Origin of the sequence: Butyricicoccus intestinisimiae, assembly GCF_018918345.1 — a bacterium.
Classification (GTDB): Bacteria; Bacillota; Clostridia; order Oscillospirales; family Butyricicoccaceae; genus Butyricicoccus_A; species Butyricicoccus_A intestinisimiae.
This window is the reverse complement of the sequence record NZ_JAHLQI010000001.1, coordinates 65833-84518: the sequence shown is the minus strand read 5'-3', so window position 1 is coordinate 84518 and position 18686 is coordinate 65833. Positions and strand designations below refer to the sequence as shown.

Here is an 18686-nt window from a genome sequence, read left to right as displayed (position 1 = left end):
GGAGTGTATTTTCACACACACTCCCCGCCCTGCTTTGCAAATTGTTTTGGTGTCAGTCCAAATGTACGGCGGAATACGCGGTCAAAATATCCCACATTGTCAAATCCTACAGAAACCGCAATTTCTGACACTGTGCTGTGCGAGGTCAATAACAGTTCCTTTGCACGGTTCAGACGAAAATCGTTCAAATAGCCGACCGGCGATGTCTGCATCCCCGAGCGAAAACAACGCAGCGCGGCGCTCTTGCTGATATTCGCAGAAGCCGCTATATCATCCAACGTGATTTTTTCATGAAAATGATCCCAAATAAACTGCATCATCTTTCGCAGCCGCGCCTGTGCCAAAATATTTTTGTTTTCCTGCTGTTCCGATTCTTCTCGATACAAATAATGAAACAACCGCGTCCACAACTCTGAAACACCCGCTTGTATGCGCAATTCTGTCAAATCCTCCTCGGCCAAGCAGACATTTACAATATGATGGTATAGATTTTGAACCGATTCTTCCCACGCCTGCGTCTGCCGCATGACAAGAAATGGTTTTCCATACAGCACAATGGGACGAATATATTTTTCATAAATCAAAGAAGAATTCGGCGCGATGATTTCCGGCAGAAACAAAATATCCGAAAACATACATTGCTTCTCTCTGCATACCTTCGGCGCCTGATATTTATGTATCACACCACTGTTGATAAAAAAAGTATCTCCTTCTCGCAGCTCTATGATTTCCTCTCCGATGTGGCATTCAATCGCCCCCTGCAAAATTTCTACAAACTCCAGCTCACTATGCCAATGCCACTCCACCGTTTCTAACCGGTTCCAATTGAAATGCTCTTGATAGTATTGAAACGGAAACCGCTCTGTTCCGTGCTTCTTCATTTCACGAAGCGTTTCATCCGTTACAATATTGACTTCTTTTTCCGTCAAAACTGTGATAAAATCCCTTTGCAACTATTCCACCATCCTCTCCTGATAAAATTTTACCACATTTTGTACAAACAATACAAGCCGGATGCGGTATAATTAGATAAAGATTGAAAATTTATCTAAAATACGATACAATAATACTATAATCTTTTCAGAAAGGACAATCATTACCATGCAAAATCTTGACCTTGTTACAGAAATCTCGGCAAGCCCGATTCACCATGAAAAAAGCTCGACCAGTACCTATACCGTCATTTCAACTGTTGCTTTTTTAATCGGTGTTCCAGAACATATTTTTGAAAACGAACACGAAGCACCCGATATAGCCATTTACCAAAAATTAAAATTCAATCGAAATGCCTGTATCATTCGCGATCTATGTATGGTTCGAACCGCAATTATCCGCAATTTCAAGCGCGTGAACCAAGAGGTTTTTCACAATTATCGGCTGTTGTCTTCCCTAAAGGAATACATTCCGGTGCAGTGCATTCATGAGCTCGGCAATTGGGGCATCAATCTGTTAAAGAAAAATACACGTCTGGCGCAGTACATCGTAGACATCAATAAATATATTTCCGACCGTATCAACAACTGTAAAAATCTCTTTCCGCTCTGGCTGGAATGGCGTTATATCAAGGATATTTTTATCATGCCGGACGGCTTGACGGAAACCGGCACCAAACAGGCATCGGATAATTATTATGCGTCGTTTGACTGCTATCCGTATCAAACATATATCAACTGGGTATTTTTTCAAAATGACGGAAACATTTTGTATAATGATAAAAAGTTTGTTACGCTGCTGTATCGTTGGCATGAGGATGATTTTTCCGATTTGAACAAGGTATCCAACGTCGACAACACGGTCAAAAATAATATTTATGACTTTTTGTCGGAAAGCCGCGATACGGTTATTGTCGTTGACTGCGAAAATTCAGACCCCTACGATCTGTGCGCTACCCTGAACGATTTGGAAGATTATCTGCGGGATAAAATCTCAAAAATCATGCTGTTTGATGATGTACATACGTCTTCCGCTTGGAAGGTATTGCAGGAGCACACGGATATTCCCATTGAGCGCATCGAAGTTGCTCGGCTCAAGGAGGACAAATCGCTTGTCGATACACATTTGACTGCCAATGTGGTGCGCGAATTCTATGCCAACCATGTTGATTCGTTTGTCATTGTCGCCAGTGATTCGGACTATTGGAGCGTCATCAGCACATTGAAAGAAGCACGCTTTCTCGTCATGGTAGAGCACGAAAAATGCAGCGGCAAGCTGAAAGAAGCACTAGATGACAGCGGAATTTTCTATTGCTATATTGATGATTTCTATTCCGGCTCTGGCAAGGACATCAAGCTCACAGCCATGCTGACGGAAATGAAACGCTATCTGGCGGCACACATTGATCTGAATGTCACAGACATGATGGATCATCTATATACATCCACACGCGCAGTCATGTCGGACACGGAAAAGCATCAATTTTATCAAAAATACGTCAAATCGCTTTCTCTGGTCATTGGCGACGACGGCACAGCATCCATTCAAATCAAAGGGAAGTAACCATGATTGATACCAAGCAAACCAATCTCGCGGTACAGCTTGCGTACCAAGCGCATCGCGGGCAAACGGACAAGGCAGGTCTGCCGTATATTTGTCATCCGCTGCACGTTGCAGAGCACATGCCAGATGAATTGAGCACGATTGTCGCTGTGCTGCACGACGTCTTAGAGGACACACCGATGACCGCTGAAAGCTTGATGCAGGCAGGCATTCCGGAACGCGCTGTGAATTCTATTTGTCATCTGACGCGCAAGCCAGAAGTTCCGTATTTAGATTACATCCGCAATTTGCGCAGTGATCCCATTGCTGTCCGCGTCAAGCTGGCGGACCTTGCACACAACAGCGATTTGTCGCGGCTATCAACTGTGACGCAGGCGGATCTGGCACGCAGAGAGAAATATCAAACCGCAATTCAGATTCTGAAAACAACAGAAGTTGTCGCGGCACTCATCTGGCAAGACAAGCGATTCTTGATTTGTCAGCGTCCAAAAAACAAGGCGCGCGGATTGCTGTGGGAATTTGTCGGCGGCAAAGTAGAAGCCGGCGAGACCAAGCAGCAGGCATTGATTCGGGAATGTCAGGAAGAACTTGCCGTCACACTTTCCGTCGGCGATGTTTTCACAGAAGTCACGCATTTCTATCCGGATTTGACAGTGCATCTGACGTTATTTGACGCGGCAATCGCATCCGGCACACCTCAAATGCTCGAGCATCACGATATGCGTTGGATTACACCGGCTGAAATCAATGCATTTGAATTTTGTCCGGCAGATATTGAAATTTTACAAAAAATCAAAAACGGAGTCTAGCATCACACTAGACTCCGTTTTTATCTATCTAGGAATTATCCCTTGATGTTTTCACAGATAATTGCGCCCATCTCAGAGGTAGACAGAACCTTTTCGCCTTCCTTTGCGATGTCTGCGGTGCGATGACCGTCATTCAACGCCTTCTCCACTGCTGCTTCGATGCAATCAGCCTCTTCGCCCAGACCGAACGAATAGCGCAGCATCATTGCGCAGGACAGAATGGTTGCAATTGGGTTTGCAATGCCCTTGCCTGCGATATCCGGAGCAGAACCGTGAATCGGCTCATACATACCCAGCTTGGTCTTGCCGATAGAAGCGGACGGCAGCATACCGATAGAACCGGTAATCATGCTTGCTTCGTCGGACAAAATATCACCGAACAAGTTGCCAGTCGTGATGACGTCAAACTGACCCGGATTGCGAACCAGCTGCATCGCAGCATTGTCCACATACATATCCTGATATTCTACTTCCGGATATTCCTCACGCAGCTTGTGCATGGTCTCACGCCATACACGGGAGGTCTCCAGTACGTTTGCCTTGTCCACGGAGGTCAGCTTCTTGTTGCGCTTCATTGCCATGTCAAATGCACGGCGGCCAATGCGTTCTACCTCGGTTACGGAGTAGTTCATATCGTCCCAGCCGGTCTCGCCCAGCTCGCTCTCGCGGCGGCCGCGCTTACCAAAGTAAACATCACCGGTCAGCTCGCGGCAAACCAGAATATCAAAGCCGTCACCGATAATTTCCGGCTTAATCGGACAAGCATCTGCCAGAGCGGCATGCATCTGTGCCGGACGCAGATTGACAAACAGCTCCAGATTGGAACGCAGACCCAGCAGCGCGCGCTCCGGACGCTTATCAGACGGAACGCTGTCCCACTTCGGGCCGCCAACAGCACCCAGCAGAACGGAATCCGATGCCTTGCATACATCCAGCGTTTCCTGCGGCAGCGGAATGCCATACTTGTCAATGGCGTTGCCGCCCGCATAGCACTCGGTAAAGTTGAAAGTGTGGCCAAACTTTTCACCGACAACTTCCATTGCCTTCATTGCTTCTGTAACGATTTCCGGACCGATACCATCGCCCTTAATAACCGCAATATTGTACTGCATTACTTGTTGTCCTCTCTTTCTTTCAGGCTCTTGAGCAGACCGCCTGCGGAAATGATGTTCTGCAGGAACGGCGGGAATGCTGCTGCCTGGAACGTCTGACCGGTTGTGATATCGGTGATAACGCCGGTATCAAAATCAACCTCGACCTCGTCTCCTGCACTGATTGCATTGGCAGCTTCTTCGCTCTCCATAATCGGCAGGCCGATGTTGATAGAAGAACGATAGAAAATGCGAGCAAAAGAAGATGCGATGACGCAGGAAATGCCATTGTCGCGGATAACCTGCGGGGCATGTTCACGGGAAGAGCCGCAGCCAAAGTTCTTGGTTGCTACCATAATATCGCCCTTCTTTACGTTCTTTACGAATTCGGTATCAATGTCTTCCATGCAGTGGGTAGCCAGTTCTACCGGATCTGCAATGTTAAGATAGCGCGCCGGAATGATAACGTCGGTATCGACGTTATCGCCATATTTAAAAACAGAACCTCTTGCTTTCATGTGTAAAAACCTCCTTAGTCCAGCTCTGCCGGATCGGTGATATAGCCGGTGACAGCAGAAGCTGCTGCAACAGCCGGATTGGCGAGATAGATTTCGGAAGAAACATGTCCCATACGACCGACAAAGTTACGGTTCGTCGTAGAGATTGCCTTCTCGTCATGTGCCAAAATACCCATATGACCGCCCAGACACGGACCGCAGGTCGGCGTGGAAACAATGGCGCCCGCTTCCACGAAAATCTTTGCCAAGCCTTCTTCGATGCACTGCAGGTAGATTTCCTGTGTTGCCGGAATAACAATGGTGCGAACGTTGCTCTTTACCTTTCTGCCCTTCAAAATGGCTGCGGCATCGCGCATATCCTGAATGCGGCCATTGGTGCAGGAACCAATGACGGACTGCTGAATCTCAATCTTACCCAGCTCGTCTACGGTTTTGGTGTTTTCCGGCAGATGCGGACAAGCAACGGTCGGGCGCAGCTCGGACAGATTGATGGTGTACTCCTCATCGTACTGTGCATCCGGATCTGCTGCGAACTCGGTCACCTCACGGTTTACACGGCCCTTGATGTATGCACGCGTCTTATCGTCTACCGGGAAAATGCCGTTCTTTGCGCCGGCTTCAATTGCCATGTTGCAAATAGTAAAGCGGTCATCCATGGTCAGGGAGGCAACGCCGTCGCCAGCAAATTCCATCGAGCGATACAGTGCGCCGTCTACGCCGATTTTGCCAATAATATGCAGAATGACGTCTTTGCCGGAAACATATTTCGGCAGAGAGCCGGTCAGATTAAATTTAATGGCGGACGGAACACGGAACCATGCCTTGCCGGTTGCCATGCCTGCTGCGAGGTCGGTGGAGCCTACGCCGGTGGAGAATGCGCCCAGCGCACCATAGGTACAGGTATGCGAGTCCGCACCAATAATCAGCTCACCCGGGCCTACCAGACCCTTTTCCGGCAGCAGCGCGTGCTCAATGCCCATCTGTCCAACGTCGAAGAAATTCACAATTTCGTGCTTGCCGGAGAAATTGCGGCAGGTCAGACACTGCTCTGCGGACTTGATGTCCTTATTCGGTGCAAAATGGTCCATAACCAGCGCAATCTTATTCTTGTCGAATACATGCTCAAATCCAGCCTTCTCCATTTCGCGGATTGCAACCGGACCGGTAATATCATTTGCCAGGGTCAGATCCAAATTTGCCTCGATGAGCTGGCCTGCGGTTACGCTTTCCAGTCCTGCGTGGCTTGCAAGGATCTTCTGTGTCATTGTCATTGCCATAGGTGGCTTACCTCCTCTGTATATGAATCAGCCCTGCCCGCCAAAGCAGGCAGGGCTTTTCTCTATCTGTTTAGTTGTTCAGGTACTTGTTTACGCCGTTGATGTAAGCCTTGATCGAAGCCTCTACAATGTCGACGGAAACGCCGCGGCCGGTGATGACGTCCTGACTGTTCTCGCCGATAATCATCTTTACGACAGCCTCACTCTGTGCGTCCTGACCATCGGTCAGTGCACGAAGCTGGTAGTCCTCCAGCTGAACCTTCAGACCGGTAATCTTGTCGATTGCTGCAAACGATGCATTGATCGGGCCATCGCTCAGCGCAGCGCGCTCAAAGCTCTCATCGCCCTTGGACATCTTAATAACAGCTGTGGTGCTGATGGTATTGCCGCTGTTAATAACGTACTGCTGGAGCGTGTAGCGAACCGGACCGGATACCGGAACAACGCCGATCAGTGCTTCCAAGTCACGATCCTTGATGACCTTCTTGCGGTCAGCCAGTACCTTAAACTTCTCAAATGCCTTATCCAGCTTTTCTGTCGTCAGGGTGTAGCCCAGATCCTTCAGACGAGCTTCGAATGCGTGGCGGCCGGAATGCTTGCCCAGAACAATCGCGTTCTTCGGGATACCAACCGACTCCGGCGTCATAATCTCGTAGGTGGACTTGTTGTTGAGTACACCGTGCTGATGGATGCCGGACTCGTGTGCAAATGCATTTGCGCCGATAATCGGCTTGGTCGGAGCAACCGGAACGCCGGTAATGGTCTGAATCATGCGGCTGGAACGATAAATCTGCTTGGTGTCAATGCGGGTATCGCAGTCAAAGTAGTCCTTGCGGGTCTTGAGTGCCATGACAATTTCTTCCAGAGAAGCATTGCCGGCGCGCTCGCCGATGCCATTGATGGTACACTCTACCTGACCGATGCCTGCCTGAATGCCGGCCAGAGAGTTTGCAACGCCCATACCCAGATCATTGTGGTTATGGCAGGACAGAATGACGTTTTCCACACCATCTACATGCTCGCGCAGGTACTTAATCAGATCGTAGTACTCGCCCGGCGTCAGATAACCGGTGGTATCCGGAATGTTGATGGTATTGGCGCCGGCCTTGATTGCCGTGTCGACAACGCGGCACAGGAAATCCCAATCCGAACGGGTTGCGTCCTCAGCGGAGAACTCGATGTTGTTCAAGAACTTCTTGGTGTACGACACATGGTAACGAACGCTCTCGAGAACCTCCTCCGGGCTCATCTTCAGCTTGTACTGCATGTGAATCGGAGAAGTTGCCAGAAATACGTGAATGCGCGGATCAACAGCTTCCTTGACTGCGCCCCAAGCGGCGTCAATGTCCTTCTCAACACAGCGCGCCAGAGAGCATACGGTAGAATTCTTGATGGTATGTGCAATGGTTGCAATTGCAGCGGCATCACCCGGGGATGCAATGGCAAAGCCTGCCTCCATAATATCAACGCCCAAAGTTTCCAGCTGACGAGCTACCTCAATTTTCTCGCTCAGGTTCATGCTGCAGCCGGGAGACTGCTCGCCATCTCTCAGTGTCGTATCAAAAATGCGAATCTGTCTTGACATAACGTATATCCTCCATACAAATGTAAAAAAATTACCAATTCAGACGGTGTGCGCGATGGGCATAAAAAAAAGCTCTCATCTCGCCAAAATAACTTTGGAAACAGAGACGAAAGCAAACTTCCGCGGTACCACTCTACTTGCCGCCATACTTCTACTTGTACCGTAAGACGACCGCTCAACGCATCCAGCAATGCGTTTCCCCTGTAACGGTGGGAGATCCGTTCCAACCTAATCAGACGGTACATACATCTGTTTCAGCGGACTGTTCCAAGGCGAGTTTCACTGCTGAACGCCGCTGCCTCGCACCAAACGGCAGCTCTCTGGAGACGGCTTACAGTTACTAAACCTTTTCATCACATTTGAGTATTTAATGATTATGGTTAACATTATATTCACTTCTTTCGCGTCTGTCAAGCGTTCCCCCGCAATTTTTTTGCAAAAGAATCAAAGCCAAACAAAAGTTATCCAAAAAGAAACATAACTTTTTCGCACAAAAGCCCTTGACATCGCACTTTTATCCGATGTATAATGAATTCAGAATTTGATACCAACACAGCGATGACGGAGAAAAGTAGTTCCGGAACGGTTTACCAGGGATAGCGTGCCATAGACTGAGAGCGCGCTTTGAACAAGTCGGATTGAAGTTCCCTCCTGAGCTTTTGCGCTGAATACAAGTAGGTGCGAACGGCCGCCCCCGTTAGTAGGCTAGAATATCGGGCTTCCCGGCCTCGTATTCGAAAAAGTGCGGCATGTTTATGCCGAATTTGGGTGGTACCACGGAGTTGTCTTTCGTCCCTGTTCGCGGGCTGAAAGGCTTTTTTTATGCTCACTTTTGTGCGGCACAGCCGGGAAATATCATTTCCAAGGAGAAAAAATATCATGATCGTTGTATTGAAAAAAGGATGCCCGAAGGAAGAAGTAGAACGCCTTACCAACTGGATCGAGCATTTTCACGTATCTGTAAATCCAATCGTCGGTGAAGAAACTACCATTCTGGGTCTGGTCGGCGATACCTCTGCCGTTGAAAAAGACACGCTGATGCTCAACCACTGGGTTGACCGCGTCATGAAGGTACAGGAGCCGTTCAAGCTGGCAAACCGTCAGATGCACCCGAATGACACCGTTGTAAAGATCGGCGGCAATGTGGAAGTCGGCGGCAAAAAAATCGTCGTGATGGCAGGCCCGTGCTCTGTCGAGAGCGAGCCGCAGATTTGCGAAATTGCTGAAGAAGTACAGCGTCAGGGTGCAGCCATTCTGCGTGGCGGCGCATGGAAGCCGCGTTCCTCCCCGTACTCCTTCCAGGGCATGAAGGCACAGGGTCTGGATCTGCTCTGCATCGCAAAGGAAAAGACCGGCATGCCGATCGTCACAGAAATCACCAACCCGGCGCACATCGAGCTGTTCGAAGGCCGCGTAGACTGCTATCAGGTCGGCGCCCGCAACATGCAGAACTTTGAGCTGCTCAAGGAGCTGGGCAAGACCAACACACCGATTCTGCTCAAGCGCGGTTTCGCCAATACACTGGAAGAATTCCTGATGTCCGCCGAGTACATCATGGCAGGCGGCAATGATCAGGTCATCCTGTGCGAGCGCGGCATCCGTACCTACGAAACCTATACCAGAAACACACTGGATATCAGCGCTGTTCCGGCTCTGAAGCGCCTGAGCCATCTGCCGGTCGTTGTTGACCCGTCTCATGCTGCTGGCATCTACTGGATGGTAGAACCTCTGGCAATGTCCGCTGTCGCTGCCGGTGCAGACGGTCTGATTATCGAGGTGCACAATGATCCGGCGCATGCGCTGTCCGACGGCGCACAGTCTCTGACCTACAAGCACTTCGCACGCACGATGGATAAGGTGCGCGCTGTCGCAGCTGCTGTCGGCCGCGAAGTCTAAGCAGGAGGCTATACATATTATGTATCATCTTTCCCTTCATGGCTCCAACACCGATTCGGATATTTACATCGGTTCCGGCATTTTCTCACAGACTGCCAAGCACATCGCAGAAAAATTCCAGCCAACCCGCATTCACATCGTCACGGATTCCAACGTCGCACCGCTGTATCTCGAACAGCTGCGCGCAGAGTTCCCAATCGGAGTTACCACTACCGTGATTCCGGCCGGTGAGGAATACAAAACCTTAGATACCGTCGCGGGTATCTATGCGGATCTGAGCGAAGCGGAACTGACCCGTTCGGATCTGGTCATCGCACTGGGCGGCGGTGTTGTTGGTGATATCACCGGCTTTACCGCAGCGACCTATCTGCGCGGCATTCATGTGTGCCAGATTCCGACCACCCTGCTTGCACAGGTGGATTCTTCTGTCGGCGGAAAAACCGGCGTCGATCTGCCGCAGGGCAAAAATCTGGTCGGCGCATTTTATCAGCCGGAGCTGGTCATCATCGACACCGATATTCTCACTTCCCTGCCCGAACACATCTTCAACGACGGCATGGCGGAAGTGATCAAATATGGCTGCATTGCCAATCCGGACATTCTGAACATGATTGCTCAGCCGGACTTCAAGAGCAATATGCAGCATATTGTCTACGAATGCGTGCGCATCAAGCGCGATGTTGTCCAGCAGGACGAGCATGACACCGGTCTGCGCATGATTTTGAATTTCGGTCATACCATCGGCCACGGCGCAGAGAAAGTCGGACATTTTACCGAACTGACGCACGGTCAGGCCGTTGCCATCGGCATGGTGCAGGCGGCAAAGCTCGGAGCCAAGTTGGGAGAGACGGATTATACCCAGCAAATCACGGAAATCTGTCAGGCACATGAGCTGCCGACACAGCTGCCGTATCCCATCGAGGAGGTATATGCCGCCATGCTGCACGACAAAAAGCGTGCCGGTGACAGCATCAACATGATTCTTATACATCCTATGGGCAAGGCAAACATTCATAAAATCCCGCTGGAGCAGCTGCATACTCTGCTCACCGCTGAATAAGGAGAGATCGTCATATGGGTTCTGTTTGGGGAAATGCAATCAAGCTTTCCATCTTTGGTGAATCACACGGCGGCGGCATCGGCTGTGTGCTCGATGGTTTTCCGGCCGGCGTGCCATACGATGAAGCATTTATTCTCGCCGAAATGGATCGCCGCGCACCGGGCAAAAACCGCCAGTCCACGGCGCGCCGAGAAAAGGATCTTCCCAAGGTTCTTTCCGGTGTGTTTGAGGGCAAAACCTCTGGTGCGCCGATTTCCTGTGTCATTGAAAACACGGACACGCGTTCCAAGGATTACCGCAATCTGATTGAGCAGCCGCGTCCGGGACACGCAGACTATACCGGCCGCGTGCGCTATCAGGGCTGCAACGATTACCGCGGCGGCGGGCACTTTTCCGGCCGCCTGACTGCGCCGCTGGTGTTTGCCGGCGCCATGTGCAAGCTGTTTTTGCGTTCCAAGGGCATCGAAGTCGGCTCGCATATTTCTGCCATCGGTCAGATCATGGACACCCCGTTCGATGACGTCCATGTACCAACCGAACTGCTGGCAAAACTGCGCACGCAGGCATATCCGGTTATCAATCCGCGCGCAGAGGAAGCCATGCTCGTACAGATCGACCAAGCGCGTGAAGCACAGGATTCTGTCGGCGGCATCATCGAATGCGCTGTCACCGGCATGCCGGTCGGCATTGGTTCTCCAATGCTGTCTCCGGTAGAGGGCCGTCTGTCCTCGATTCTGTTTTCTGTTCCGGCTGTCAAAGGCGTAGAATTCGGCGCAGGTTTCTCCATCGCAGCAATGCGCGGCTCTGAGGCAAACGACTGCATGTATTTGGACGGTGACACCGTCAAGACCGAGACCAACAACAACGGCGGCATTCTGGGCGGCATCACCAACGGCATGCCGATTATCGTCCGCGCAGCCATCAAGCCGACGCCGTCCATTTCCCGTGAACAGCGCACATTACACCTCATAGATCAGCAGGTCGAACCGCTGGTCATCAAGGGACGCCACGATCCGTGTATCGTCACGCGCGCTGCACCGGTTATCGAAGCTGCCGTGGCTGTCGCTGTGACGGATTTGTATTTGGAGGCTTACGGATATGCGAGATCTTAAAGATGTACGCCGCGACATCAACGCGATTGACCACGAAATTTTAAAGCTGTTCCTCAAGCGCATGAAATGCGCAGAGGAAGTTTCCGACTACAAAATGGAGCACGGCGGACAGGTTCTCGTTCCGTCCCGCGAGACCGAACTGATGAACACGATGCTGCAGGATATTCCGGACGAACTCAAGCTGGAGTACTCCTCCCTGCTGCGCACAACGACGCGCGTCAGCCGCAAGCATCAGTACGCACGTATGCTGGAAGCGGAACCGCAGCGTCTGCAATTGGATCTGCATCCGCGCAACAACGACCCGAAAACCGTATATTATGGCGGTCTGCCGGCGTCTTATGCAGACATTGCCGCCAAAGATTTATTTCCGCATGCGCAGCGCATCCCGCAAAACTCTTGGGAAGATGTATTCCATGCTGTTTTGGACGGAAAAGCAGATATCGGCGTCGTTCCGGTAGAAAATTCAACCGCTGGAACCGTCAATGAAGTCTATGACCTGCTGGAGCAGTATGGTCTGTATATCACGCATTCGCACATCAAGCGCATCCGTCACTGCATTGCCGCCTGCAAAGGCGCATCGTTTGACACGATCAAAGAGGTACACTCGCACCCGCAGGCATTGCGCCAGTGTCAGCAATACATCAAGCAACACAATTTGACGCCGGTAGAAGAAAGCAACACGGCGGTTGCCGCGCACGCCATCGCACAGAGCGGTGATTTGACTCGCGCTGCAATTTGCTCCGAAGCCGCAGCAAGGCTGTATGGTCTGGAAATTTTGGAAGATCACGTCAATGATGCAGATTTTAATCAGACACGATTTATTGCGGTCTCTCGTTTCCTGTCCACACAGGAAGCGGATACGCGCGTCAGTCTTGTGCTGACACTGCCGCACATTGTCGGCAGTCTGTACGGTGCGCTCGCCGTATTTGCAGATTACGGCGTCAACATGACGGAGATTCATTCGCGTCCGCTGCGCGACATGCCTTGGAATTATTGTTTTTATATTGATTTTGACGGCAATCTCCTGCGTCAGGATACCCGCGCACTGATTTATCAGACCATGCAGGAGTGTTCGTATGTTCGCATTCTGGGTTCTTACTCTGTAACGCAAGACAGTGAGGTGAAAGCATGAGTTATCCACTGACTGCCGCGCAGTCTCTGCGCGGTGACGTAACGGTTCCAGGCGACAAGTCCATCTCTCACCGCGCTGTCATGTTCGGCGCTCTGGCAGATGCCGACACGCATATTACCGGTTTCCTGATGGGAGAAGATTGTCTGTCTACCATTTCCTGTTTCAAGAAAATGGGTGTGTCCATCGACGTATCTGAAAAAGAAGTTGTTGTACACGGCGTAGGGCTGCACGGTCTCAAGGCGCCGGATGAACTGCTGTACACCGGCAATTCCGGCACAACCACCCGTTTGCTGTGCGGCATTCTCGCCGGTCAGCCGTTTTCTTCCACGGTAAACGGTGACGCTTCCATTCAAAAGCGCCCGATGGGACGTATCATGAAGCCGCTGCGCGAAATGGGCGCGGATATTTCCGGCAAAGACGGCAATCTCTGTCCGCTGACCATTCATCCTGCCCCACTGCACGGCATTCACTACACCATGCCGGTCGCATCGGCACAGCTGAAGTCTGCCATTCTGCTCGCGGGCTTGTTCGCGGACAGCCCGACAACGGTCGTTGAACCCGCTCCATCCCGCGATCACACCGAGCGCATGCTGCGCGGTCTTGGCGCACAAGTTGTTTCCAACGGAACGGAAATTACGCTGACGCCGCCGAAAGCACTGCATGCCGTCAATGTAGAAGTTCCGGGCGATATTTCGTCCGCCGCATATTTCTTGGTTGCCGGTTTAATTTTACCGGACAGTGACATTGTCATCCGCAATGTCGGCATCAATCCGACGCGAACCGGTATTCTTGACGCACTGGAGGCCATGGGCGCAAATATCGAGCGTCTCAACGAGCGCGGTACGGTAGAGCCGATTTGCGACCTGCGCGTTCGCTCCTCTCACCTGCACGGCACGCCCATCTGCGGCGATATGATTCCGCGTTTGATTGATGAGATTCCGGTTCTCGCTGTCGCCGCTGCGTTTGCAGAGGGCGAAACCGTCATTCGTGACGCGCAGGAGTTAAAAGTAAAAGAGTCCAACCGTATCGCAACCATGACCGCGGAGCTTTCCAAAACCGGCGCGGATGTCCGCGAGACCGAAGATGGTATGATTATCCGCGGCGACAAGCCTCTGCACGGCGCAAACTTTGCAAGCTATGCCGACCATCGCGTTGCCATGAGTATGGCAGTGTGTGCACTCGCCTGCGAGGGCGACTCCTCGATAGACGATCCGGATTGCGTTGCCATTTCCTATCCGACATTCTTTGAAACGCTGGACGCACTCAAGCAGAAAGGAGAATGAGCTCATGATTCTGACAATGGATGAATTCCGCAAGTATGTGCCGGAAAAGCCAACGTTTGCTTTGTTTGGTCATCCCATCGCACACACGATGTCTCCAGAGCTGCACAGCAAGTTGTTTCGCGCTTCCGGCAAAGACTGTGAATATTTTGCTGTCGATGTGCCGCCGGAAGATTTGGAAGAAGCCATGCGCATTGCATCGCAGACGTGCGGCGGTCTCAATCTGACAATTCCGCACAAAAAGGCGGTCTTTCAATATTTAGATGCCGTAGATGAAACGGCTAAAAATCTCGGCAGTGTCAACACGGTTTTCTTTCATGACGGCACTTCTGTCGGTTACAACACGGATATTTTGGGATTTTCCGGTTCGTTGGAATTTGACGGCATCTCCGTGGAAAACAAAACCGCTGTTGTGTGCGGATATGGCGGTGTCGCCCGCGTCATCTGCTACCATCTGGCAAATGCAGGAGCACATGTTCTGATTACCGGCCGCAACCTAACCAAGGCAAAGGCGCTGCGCAATGACATTCGCTCCTACCTCCCGCAGGCGAGCATCAACATTATGCCTGCGACACAGCTGCCGCGGGCTACAGCGATTGTCGTCAACGGCACGCCGCTCGGCATGTATCCGAATGAACATGCCAGCCCGCTGGAAAAACTGCCCATCGGAACCGAATATGTCTTTGACACAATTTATAATCCGCCGGAGACTGCCTTGATGAAGCTGGCTCCACGCAGCGTCAAGACGCGCAACGGACTGCTCATGCTGGTGTTGCAGGCAGCATATGCACAGACCATTTGGTTTGGCACGCAGTTTGATTCTGCGGATTTGACCCGCATCCTGCGGCTGTTATCCGGTGATATGGCGAAAAAGCGTCTGCACGACGTATACGGCAAGCAAAATATTGTGCTGTGCGGATTTATGGGCAGCGGCAAAACGACGATTGGCAGAAAGCTCGCGCGCGCGTTGCAGTATGAGTTTGTTGATATGGACGATTATCTGGAGAAGCGCGAGGGCAAAAAAATCGCTGATATTTTCGCAGAAGTCGGCGAATCCGGTTTCCGCGACATTGAGACCGATTGCGCACGCGAGATTTCCGACCGCACCGGATGTGTCATTGCTCTGGGCGGCGGTGCTGTCCTGCGGCAGACGAACGTAGCGCTGTACAAGAAAAACGGTCTGCTCATTCATCTCAACACACCGTTTTATCGCATCGTACAAAATCTAAGCCGCGACACCTCCCGCCCGCTGCTGCAGGGAGACAAAGAAAAGCAAACCCGCCTGCTGTTCAACAAGCGCAAAAAGATTTATTTAAACTGCGCAGACCGCTCGGTAACCGGCACCCGTATTTCGGAAATCATGGATGCTGTATTCCGCGCCATCTGAATTTCAAAAAGAAAGCTCTGTCTGAGCTTTCTTTTTTTGTTCACATTTTATCAATAATTTTTTCTATTTTTGTTCATGCATTCTCGTTCGAAATCGTGTATGATAATACCAGTGCAGATGAGACCTGCACCCAAAACAAAACTCTTCCAATTGAAGCGGAAGTTCCTCTTTTCTTTCGTTTCAATCACCCTTATATTTTTTCATATTTTTCCTTTCTTAAAAGCACCGCAGGTATGTACCTGCGGTGTTTTTATGCCGCGCCGGATATCTTTACAATTCAGACATAAATTTTCCATGAATTATTTAAATTCTCTTTCAAATTTCGTCACCATTCCGGATGCAGGATCGTGTATGATAGTATCAGACAAACGAATGAAGCACTTTCACAAAAGGTCAGCTGCCCGACCTGAATTTCTATTCAAAAGCGGCAGACTACCAATCTCTCTTTTTTGAACAAAGACGTCAAAAAAGATTCCTATATATTTTTTCTTTTTCTTTCTCCTTTCCGAAAAAATTGCCGCGGCATGACGCCGCGGCTTTTTTCATGCTGAGGTTCCGGATTTCCAATCATTTCTGCAACAATTTCGTAATAATTTCTACCGAATTTCTTCAAAAACTGTTCTTCATATGTTCACCCAAAGCCAGATATTTTGCGGTATACTAATACCAGAGTTAAGGAAAACAAAAAAACACGCGACTTAAAACATAGTTTAACTCAATCGGTTAACTGCCCAACCGCAGCAATCGCTGAAAAGAGGCAGACAACCTACAAGCTCCATTCAGCACGACTGAATGTGAATTGATGATATCTTTTCTTTTTCATTTTTTACTCCTTTCATTAAAAATCCCGTTGGCACTTTGCTTGTGTCCAACGGGATTTTTATCTCTCTATTTGTTTTACGCTGTCTGTCTTGCTTCCTCACGCAAATCACGGAAACGCTTGCCGAACAGAATTTGCACGATGAGCGGAATGACCATGATGCACCAGATAATCGGTTCGGACAAAATGACGCCCATATACGCCAAACGCGGCACCAGCAAAAATACAACGGCAACCTTGCCAATCAGTTCAATAGCACTGGATACCAACGGCGTCACCATATCGCCCATGCCCTGCAGCGAATTGCGCAGTACCGAAATGACCACTGTGACAAAGTACAGCACGGTATTGATGCGCAAGTACAGCGACGCTGTCTCGATAATCTCCGGCACATGTGTACCCGTCACCATATATACAAGAGACGGAACAATCGTGTATGCCATGAGAACAACAAGCAGACACCAAATCCATGACAAAATCAATGCCCGCCAGATGCCCTGTGTGATGCGCTTGAGCTTGCCGGCGCCCAAATTCTGGCTGCAATAGGTTGCCATGGTTGTGGCAAGAACAGAGTACGGCATCATAAACAGTTCCGTCAGCTTGCGCGCCGCGGTATGCGCAACGATGATATTGGCGCCAAACGAATTGATTGCGCTTTGCAATACCACAGAACCCAGATTGACCAGCGACAGCATAAAGCCCATCGAAAGGCCTGTGCTGTACATCCACTTAAACGTATGCGAATCGTGCAAGAATCGAGAAAAATCTTCGCGAGACGGCACCAATTCCGGATATTTGACCTTGATAAACACCAAGCACATGATGACGGAAATAAACTGTGAAAATACCGTTGCACAGGCGGCACTGGCAACGCCCATATGAAAGACGCAGATGAGCAGCAAATCCAATCCCACATTGCCGATTGTAGCAACCAACAGAAAAATCAGCGGCGTGATGCTGTCTCCGACGGCGCGCAGGGTCGCGGCACATGCGTTATAAAACACGGTGACGATCATACCCAGCAAAATGACACGAAAATACGAACATGCCAGCGGCAGAAGATTTTCCGGTGTGTTTAAGACGCGCAGCAGCGGTTTCAAAAAGCCCACAGACAGCAGCGTGAGCACAACAATCGTCCCCGCACTCAAAACAACCGTGCCTGCAATCGCCTTCTTCATGCTCTTTTTATCGCCGGAGCCGAAAAAACGCGCCGTGACAATCGCAAAACCGTTTGTCATGCCCATCAAAAAGCCAATGACCAACGAATTGAGCGAATTGGTCGCACCAACAGCCGCCAGCGCGTTCTCTCCCAGAAAGCTGCCGACAATGCGTGTATCTGTCAGGCTGTACACCTGCTGGAACAGCTGTCCGATGAGCAGCGGAATCGCAAATTGCAAAATCAGCCGCGTCGGATTTCCTTTTGTCATATCTTTCATGTATTTCTATCCTCTTGCAAAAAAATTGGTACCGAAAAATCCGGTACCAATTTATCCTATCACGTTTACATATTGTTTACAATCCGCATTCCGTACAAAAAATATACGGATTCTATGAGAAAATCTCAATTTATTTCATATCGAAATATTGCGGTTTTAGTCCTCCCACGGACGGATGCGATAGCGCGCGCCAATGCGGTCGCAGATTGCCTGACACTGCGCTTCTTCCTCATGGGAAATAGTCGTATCCACCGTTGTCATCACTACTTCGATGCCCTGCTCGCCCGCGCTCTCGGCAAATGCCAGCATCGCATCAAACGACTGTGCGCCGAACTTGCTGCGTGTCAGCTTGAGATATTTCTCCGCATTCGGCGTGTTCAGGCTGACCGACACGACATCAATGAGCCCGCGCATCTTCGGTGCAATCGGCTCTCCGTTGACCAAATCGCCCAAACCGTTGGTATTGATGCGGATTTTCTTATCTGGACATACCTGCTTGATATAGGCGGCAGTCTGGAGCAGCGTATCCAGCCGCTCGGTCGGTTCACCAAATCCGCAGAATACAATCTCCGCATAGTGCTTCAGGTCAACGCCGTCAATGGCTTGTTTGACTTCCTCCAAGCTCGGCTCATGCTCCAGCCACAGCCCGCCAGACTGGCCGACGGTATCCATCGTCTGGCGCAGGCAGAAGGTGCAGGCGCACGGACAGCGGTTTGTCAGATTGATGTACAATCCATCGTGTACATCATATACAATCGTCATTTCTTTTTTCATCGTACAATGCTCC

General features: G+C 50.4%; 15 protein-coding genes and 2 other annotated features. Of the genes, 8 read left to right on the top strand and 7 right to left on the bottom strand.

The genetic code is table 11. The annotated features are described in order from the left end of the window. Nucleotides 1–11: 11 nt before the first annotated feature. Nucleotides 12–929, bottom strand: a complete 918-nt coding sequence (locus KQI75_RS00370; protein ID WP_216468708.1) for an AraC family transcriptional regulator — start codon at nt 927–929, stop codon at nt 12–14. A 172-nt stretch (nt 930–1101) separates the two neighbouring features. On the opposite strand from KQI75_RS00370, the gene KQI75_RS00365 reads away from it, so the two are divergent. Then, nucleotides 1102–2496 (top strand): NYN domain-containing protein, encoded by a 1395-nt coding sequence (locus KQI75_RS00365; protein WP_216468707.1) that lies wholly within the window; start codon nt 1102–1104, stop codon nt 2494–2496. A gap of 419 nt (nt 2497–2915) precedes the next feature. Then, nucleotides 2916–3305 carry a (deoxy)nucleoside triphosphate pyrophosphohydrolase gene (locus KQI75_RS00360; RefSeq protein ID WP_216469277.1) on the top strand — a complete coding sequence of 130 codons (390 nt, stop codon included), beginning with the start codon at nt 2916–2918 and terminating at the stop codon, nt 3303–3305. A gap of 35 nt (nt 3306–3340) precedes the next feature. Here KQI75_RS00360 and leuB read toward each other — a convergent pair whose 3' ends face one another. The 4 genes from leuB to KQI75_RS00340 form a co-directional block, all read right to left on the bottom strand. Next, nucleotides 3341–4417: a 3-isopropylmalate dehydrogenase gene (leuB, locus tag KQI75_RS00355; RefSeq protein WP_216468706.1), complete on the bottom strand. Its 1077-nt coding sequence runs from the start codon at nt 4415–4417 to the stop codon at nt 3341–3343. Continuing rightward, nucleotides 4417–4914 (bottom strand): 3-isopropylmalate dehydratase small subunit, encoded by a 498-nt coding sequence (leuD, locus tag KQI75_RS00350; RefSeq protein ID WP_216468705.1) that lies wholly within the window; start codon nt 4912–4914, stop codon nt 4417–4419. The genes leuB and leuD overlap by 1 nt, the downstream gene beginning before the upstream one ends. A gap of 14 nt (nt 4915–4928) precedes the next feature. Beyond that, complete coding sequence (gene leuC / locus KQI75_RS00345; RefSeq protein WP_216468704.1) at nt 4929–6191, bottom strand: 3-isopropylmalate dehydratase large subunit; 1263 nt, start codon at nt 6189–6191, stop codon at nt 4929–4931. 70 nt (nt 6192–6261) lie between these two features. Next, nucleotides 6262–7776: a 2-isopropylmalate synthase gene (locus KQI75_RS00340; RefSeq protein ID WP_216468703.1), complete on the bottom strand. Its 1515-nt coding sequence runs from the start codon at nt 7774–7776 to the stop codon at nt 6262–6264. A gap of 99 nt (nt 7777–7875) precedes the next feature. Then, nucleotides 7876–8139, bottom strand: a binding site (T-box leader). 186 nt (nt 8140–8325) lie between these two features. Beyond that, nucleotides 8326–8576 (top strand) — a binding site (T-box leader). 79 nt (nt 8577–8655) lie between these two features. Here KQI75_RS00340 and aroF point away from each other — a divergent pair. From aroF to KQI75_RS00310, 6 genes are read left to right on the top strand one after another with little or no spacing between them, the layout of a single operon-like run. After that, nucleotides 8656–9672 carry a 3-deoxy-7-phosphoheptulonate synthase gene (gene aroF / locus KQI75_RS00335; protein ID WP_216468702.1) on the top strand — a complete coding sequence of 339 codons (1017 nt, stop codon included), beginning with the start codon at nt 8656–8658 and terminating at the stop codon, nt 9670–9672. A 19-nt stretch (nt 9673–9691) separates the two neighbouring features. Beyond that, nucleotides 9692–10732, top strand: coding sequence for a 3-dehydroquinate synthase (gene aroB, locus KQI75_RS00330; protein WP_216468701.1), 1041 nt, complete (start codon nt 9692–9694; stop codon nt 10730–10732). Nucleotides 10733–10746: 14 nt separating this feature from the next. Continuing rightward, a complete protein-coding gene (aroC, locus tag KQI75_RS00325; RefSeq protein WP_216468700.1) occupies nt 10747–11844 on the top strand; it encodes a chorismate synthase in 1098 nt (365 codons plus the stop codon). Beyond that, nucleotides 11831–12976, top strand: coding sequence for a bifunctional chorismate mutase/prephenate dehydratase (locus KQI75_RS00320; protein ID WP_216468699.1), 1146 nt, complete (start codon nt 11831–11833; stop codon nt 12974–12976). Before aroC ends, KQI75_RS00320 begins: the two co-directional genes overlap by 14 nt. Continuing rightward, complete coding sequence (gene aroA, locus KQI75_RS00315; RefSeq protein WP_216468698.1) at nt 12973–14259, top strand: 3-phosphoshikimate 1-carboxyvinyltransferase; 1287 nt, start codon at nt 12973–12975, stop codon at nt 14257–14259. Before KQI75_RS00320 ends, aroA begins: the two co-directional genes overlap by 4 nt. Nucleotides 14260–14263: 4 nt before the next feature. Then, complete coding sequence (locus KQI75_RS00310; RefSeq protein ID WP_216468697.1) at nt 14264–15643, top strand: shikimate kinase; 1380 nt, start codon at nt 14264–14266, stop codon at nt 15641–15643. Between the two features lie 897 nt (nt 15644–16540). Here KQI75_RS00310 and KQI75_RS00305 read toward each other — a convergent pair. Together KQI75_RS00305 and KQI75_RS00300 are read right to left on the bottom strand one after the other, a co-directional pair. Continuing rightward, complete coding sequence (locus KQI75_RS00305; protein WP_216468696.1) at nt 16541–17899, bottom strand: MATE family efflux transporter; 1359 nt, start codon at nt 17897–17899, stop codon at nt 16541–16543. A 156-nt stretch (nt 17900–18055) separates the two neighbouring features. Beyond that, nucleotides 18056–18673: a TIGR04100 family radical SAM protein gene (locus KQI75_RS00300; RefSeq protein ID WP_246566276.1), complete on the bottom strand. Its 618-nt coding sequence runs from the start codon at nt 18671–18673 to the stop codon at nt 18056–18058. Between the last annotated feature and the right edge of the window lie 13 nt (nt 18674–18686).

What these genes read in the sequence shown, in the direction of transcription:
- KQI75_RS00310 (WP_216468697.1), top strand. Translation starts at nt 14,264, where the DNA reads ATGATTCTGACAATGGATGAATTCCGCAAGTATGTGCCGGAAAAGCCA.
- aroB (WP_216468701.1), top strand. Translation starts at nt 9,692, where the DNA reads ATGTATCATCTTTCCCTTCATGGCTCCAACACCGATTCGGATATTTAC.
- leuC (WP_216468704.1), bottom strand. Translation starts at nt 6,191, where the DNA reads ATGGCAATGACAATGACACAGAAGATCCTTGCAAGCCACGCAGGACTG.
- aroC (WP_216468700.1), top strand. Translation starts at nt 10,747, where the DNA reads ATGGGTTCTGTTTGGGGAAATGCAATCAAGCTTTCCATCTTTGGTGAA.
- KQI75_RS00320 (WP_216468699.1), top strand. Translation starts at nt 11,831, where the DNA reads ATGCGAGATCTTAAAGATGTACGCCGCGACATCAACGCGATTGACCAC.
- leuB (WP_216468706.1), bottom strand. Translation starts at nt 4,417, where the DNA reads ATGCAGTACAATATTGCGGTTATTAAGGGCGATGGTATCGGTCCGGAA.
- KQI75_RS00305 (WP_216468696.1), bottom strand. Translation starts at nt 17,899, where the DNA reads ATGAAAGATATGACAAAAGGAAATCCGACGCGGCTGATTTTGCAATTT.
- leuD (WP_216468705.1), bottom strand. Translation starts at nt 4,914, where the DNA reads ATGAAAGCAAGAGGTTCTGTTTTTAAATATGGCGATAACGTCGATACC.
- KQI75_RS00300 (WP_246566276.1), bottom strand. Translation starts at nt 18,673, where the DNA reads ATGAAAAAAGAAATGACGATTGTATATGATGTACACGATGGATTGTAC.
- aroA (WP_216468698.1), top strand. Translation starts at nt 12,973, where the DNA reads ATGAGTTATCCACTGACTGCCGCGCAGTCTCTGCGCGGTGACGTAACG.
- KQI75_RS00365 (WP_216468707.1), top strand. Translation starts at nt 1,102, where the DNA reads ATGCAAAATCTTGACCTTGTTACAGAAATCTCGGCAAGCCCGATTCAC.
- KQI75_RS00340 (WP_216468703.1), bottom strand. Translation starts at nt 7,776, where the DNA reads ATGTCAAGACAGATTCGCATTTTTGATACGACACTGAGAGATGGCGAG.
- aroF (WP_216468702.1), top strand. Translation starts at nt 8,656, where the DNA reads ATGATCGTTGTATTGAAAAAAGGATGCCCGAAGGAAGAAGTAGAACGC.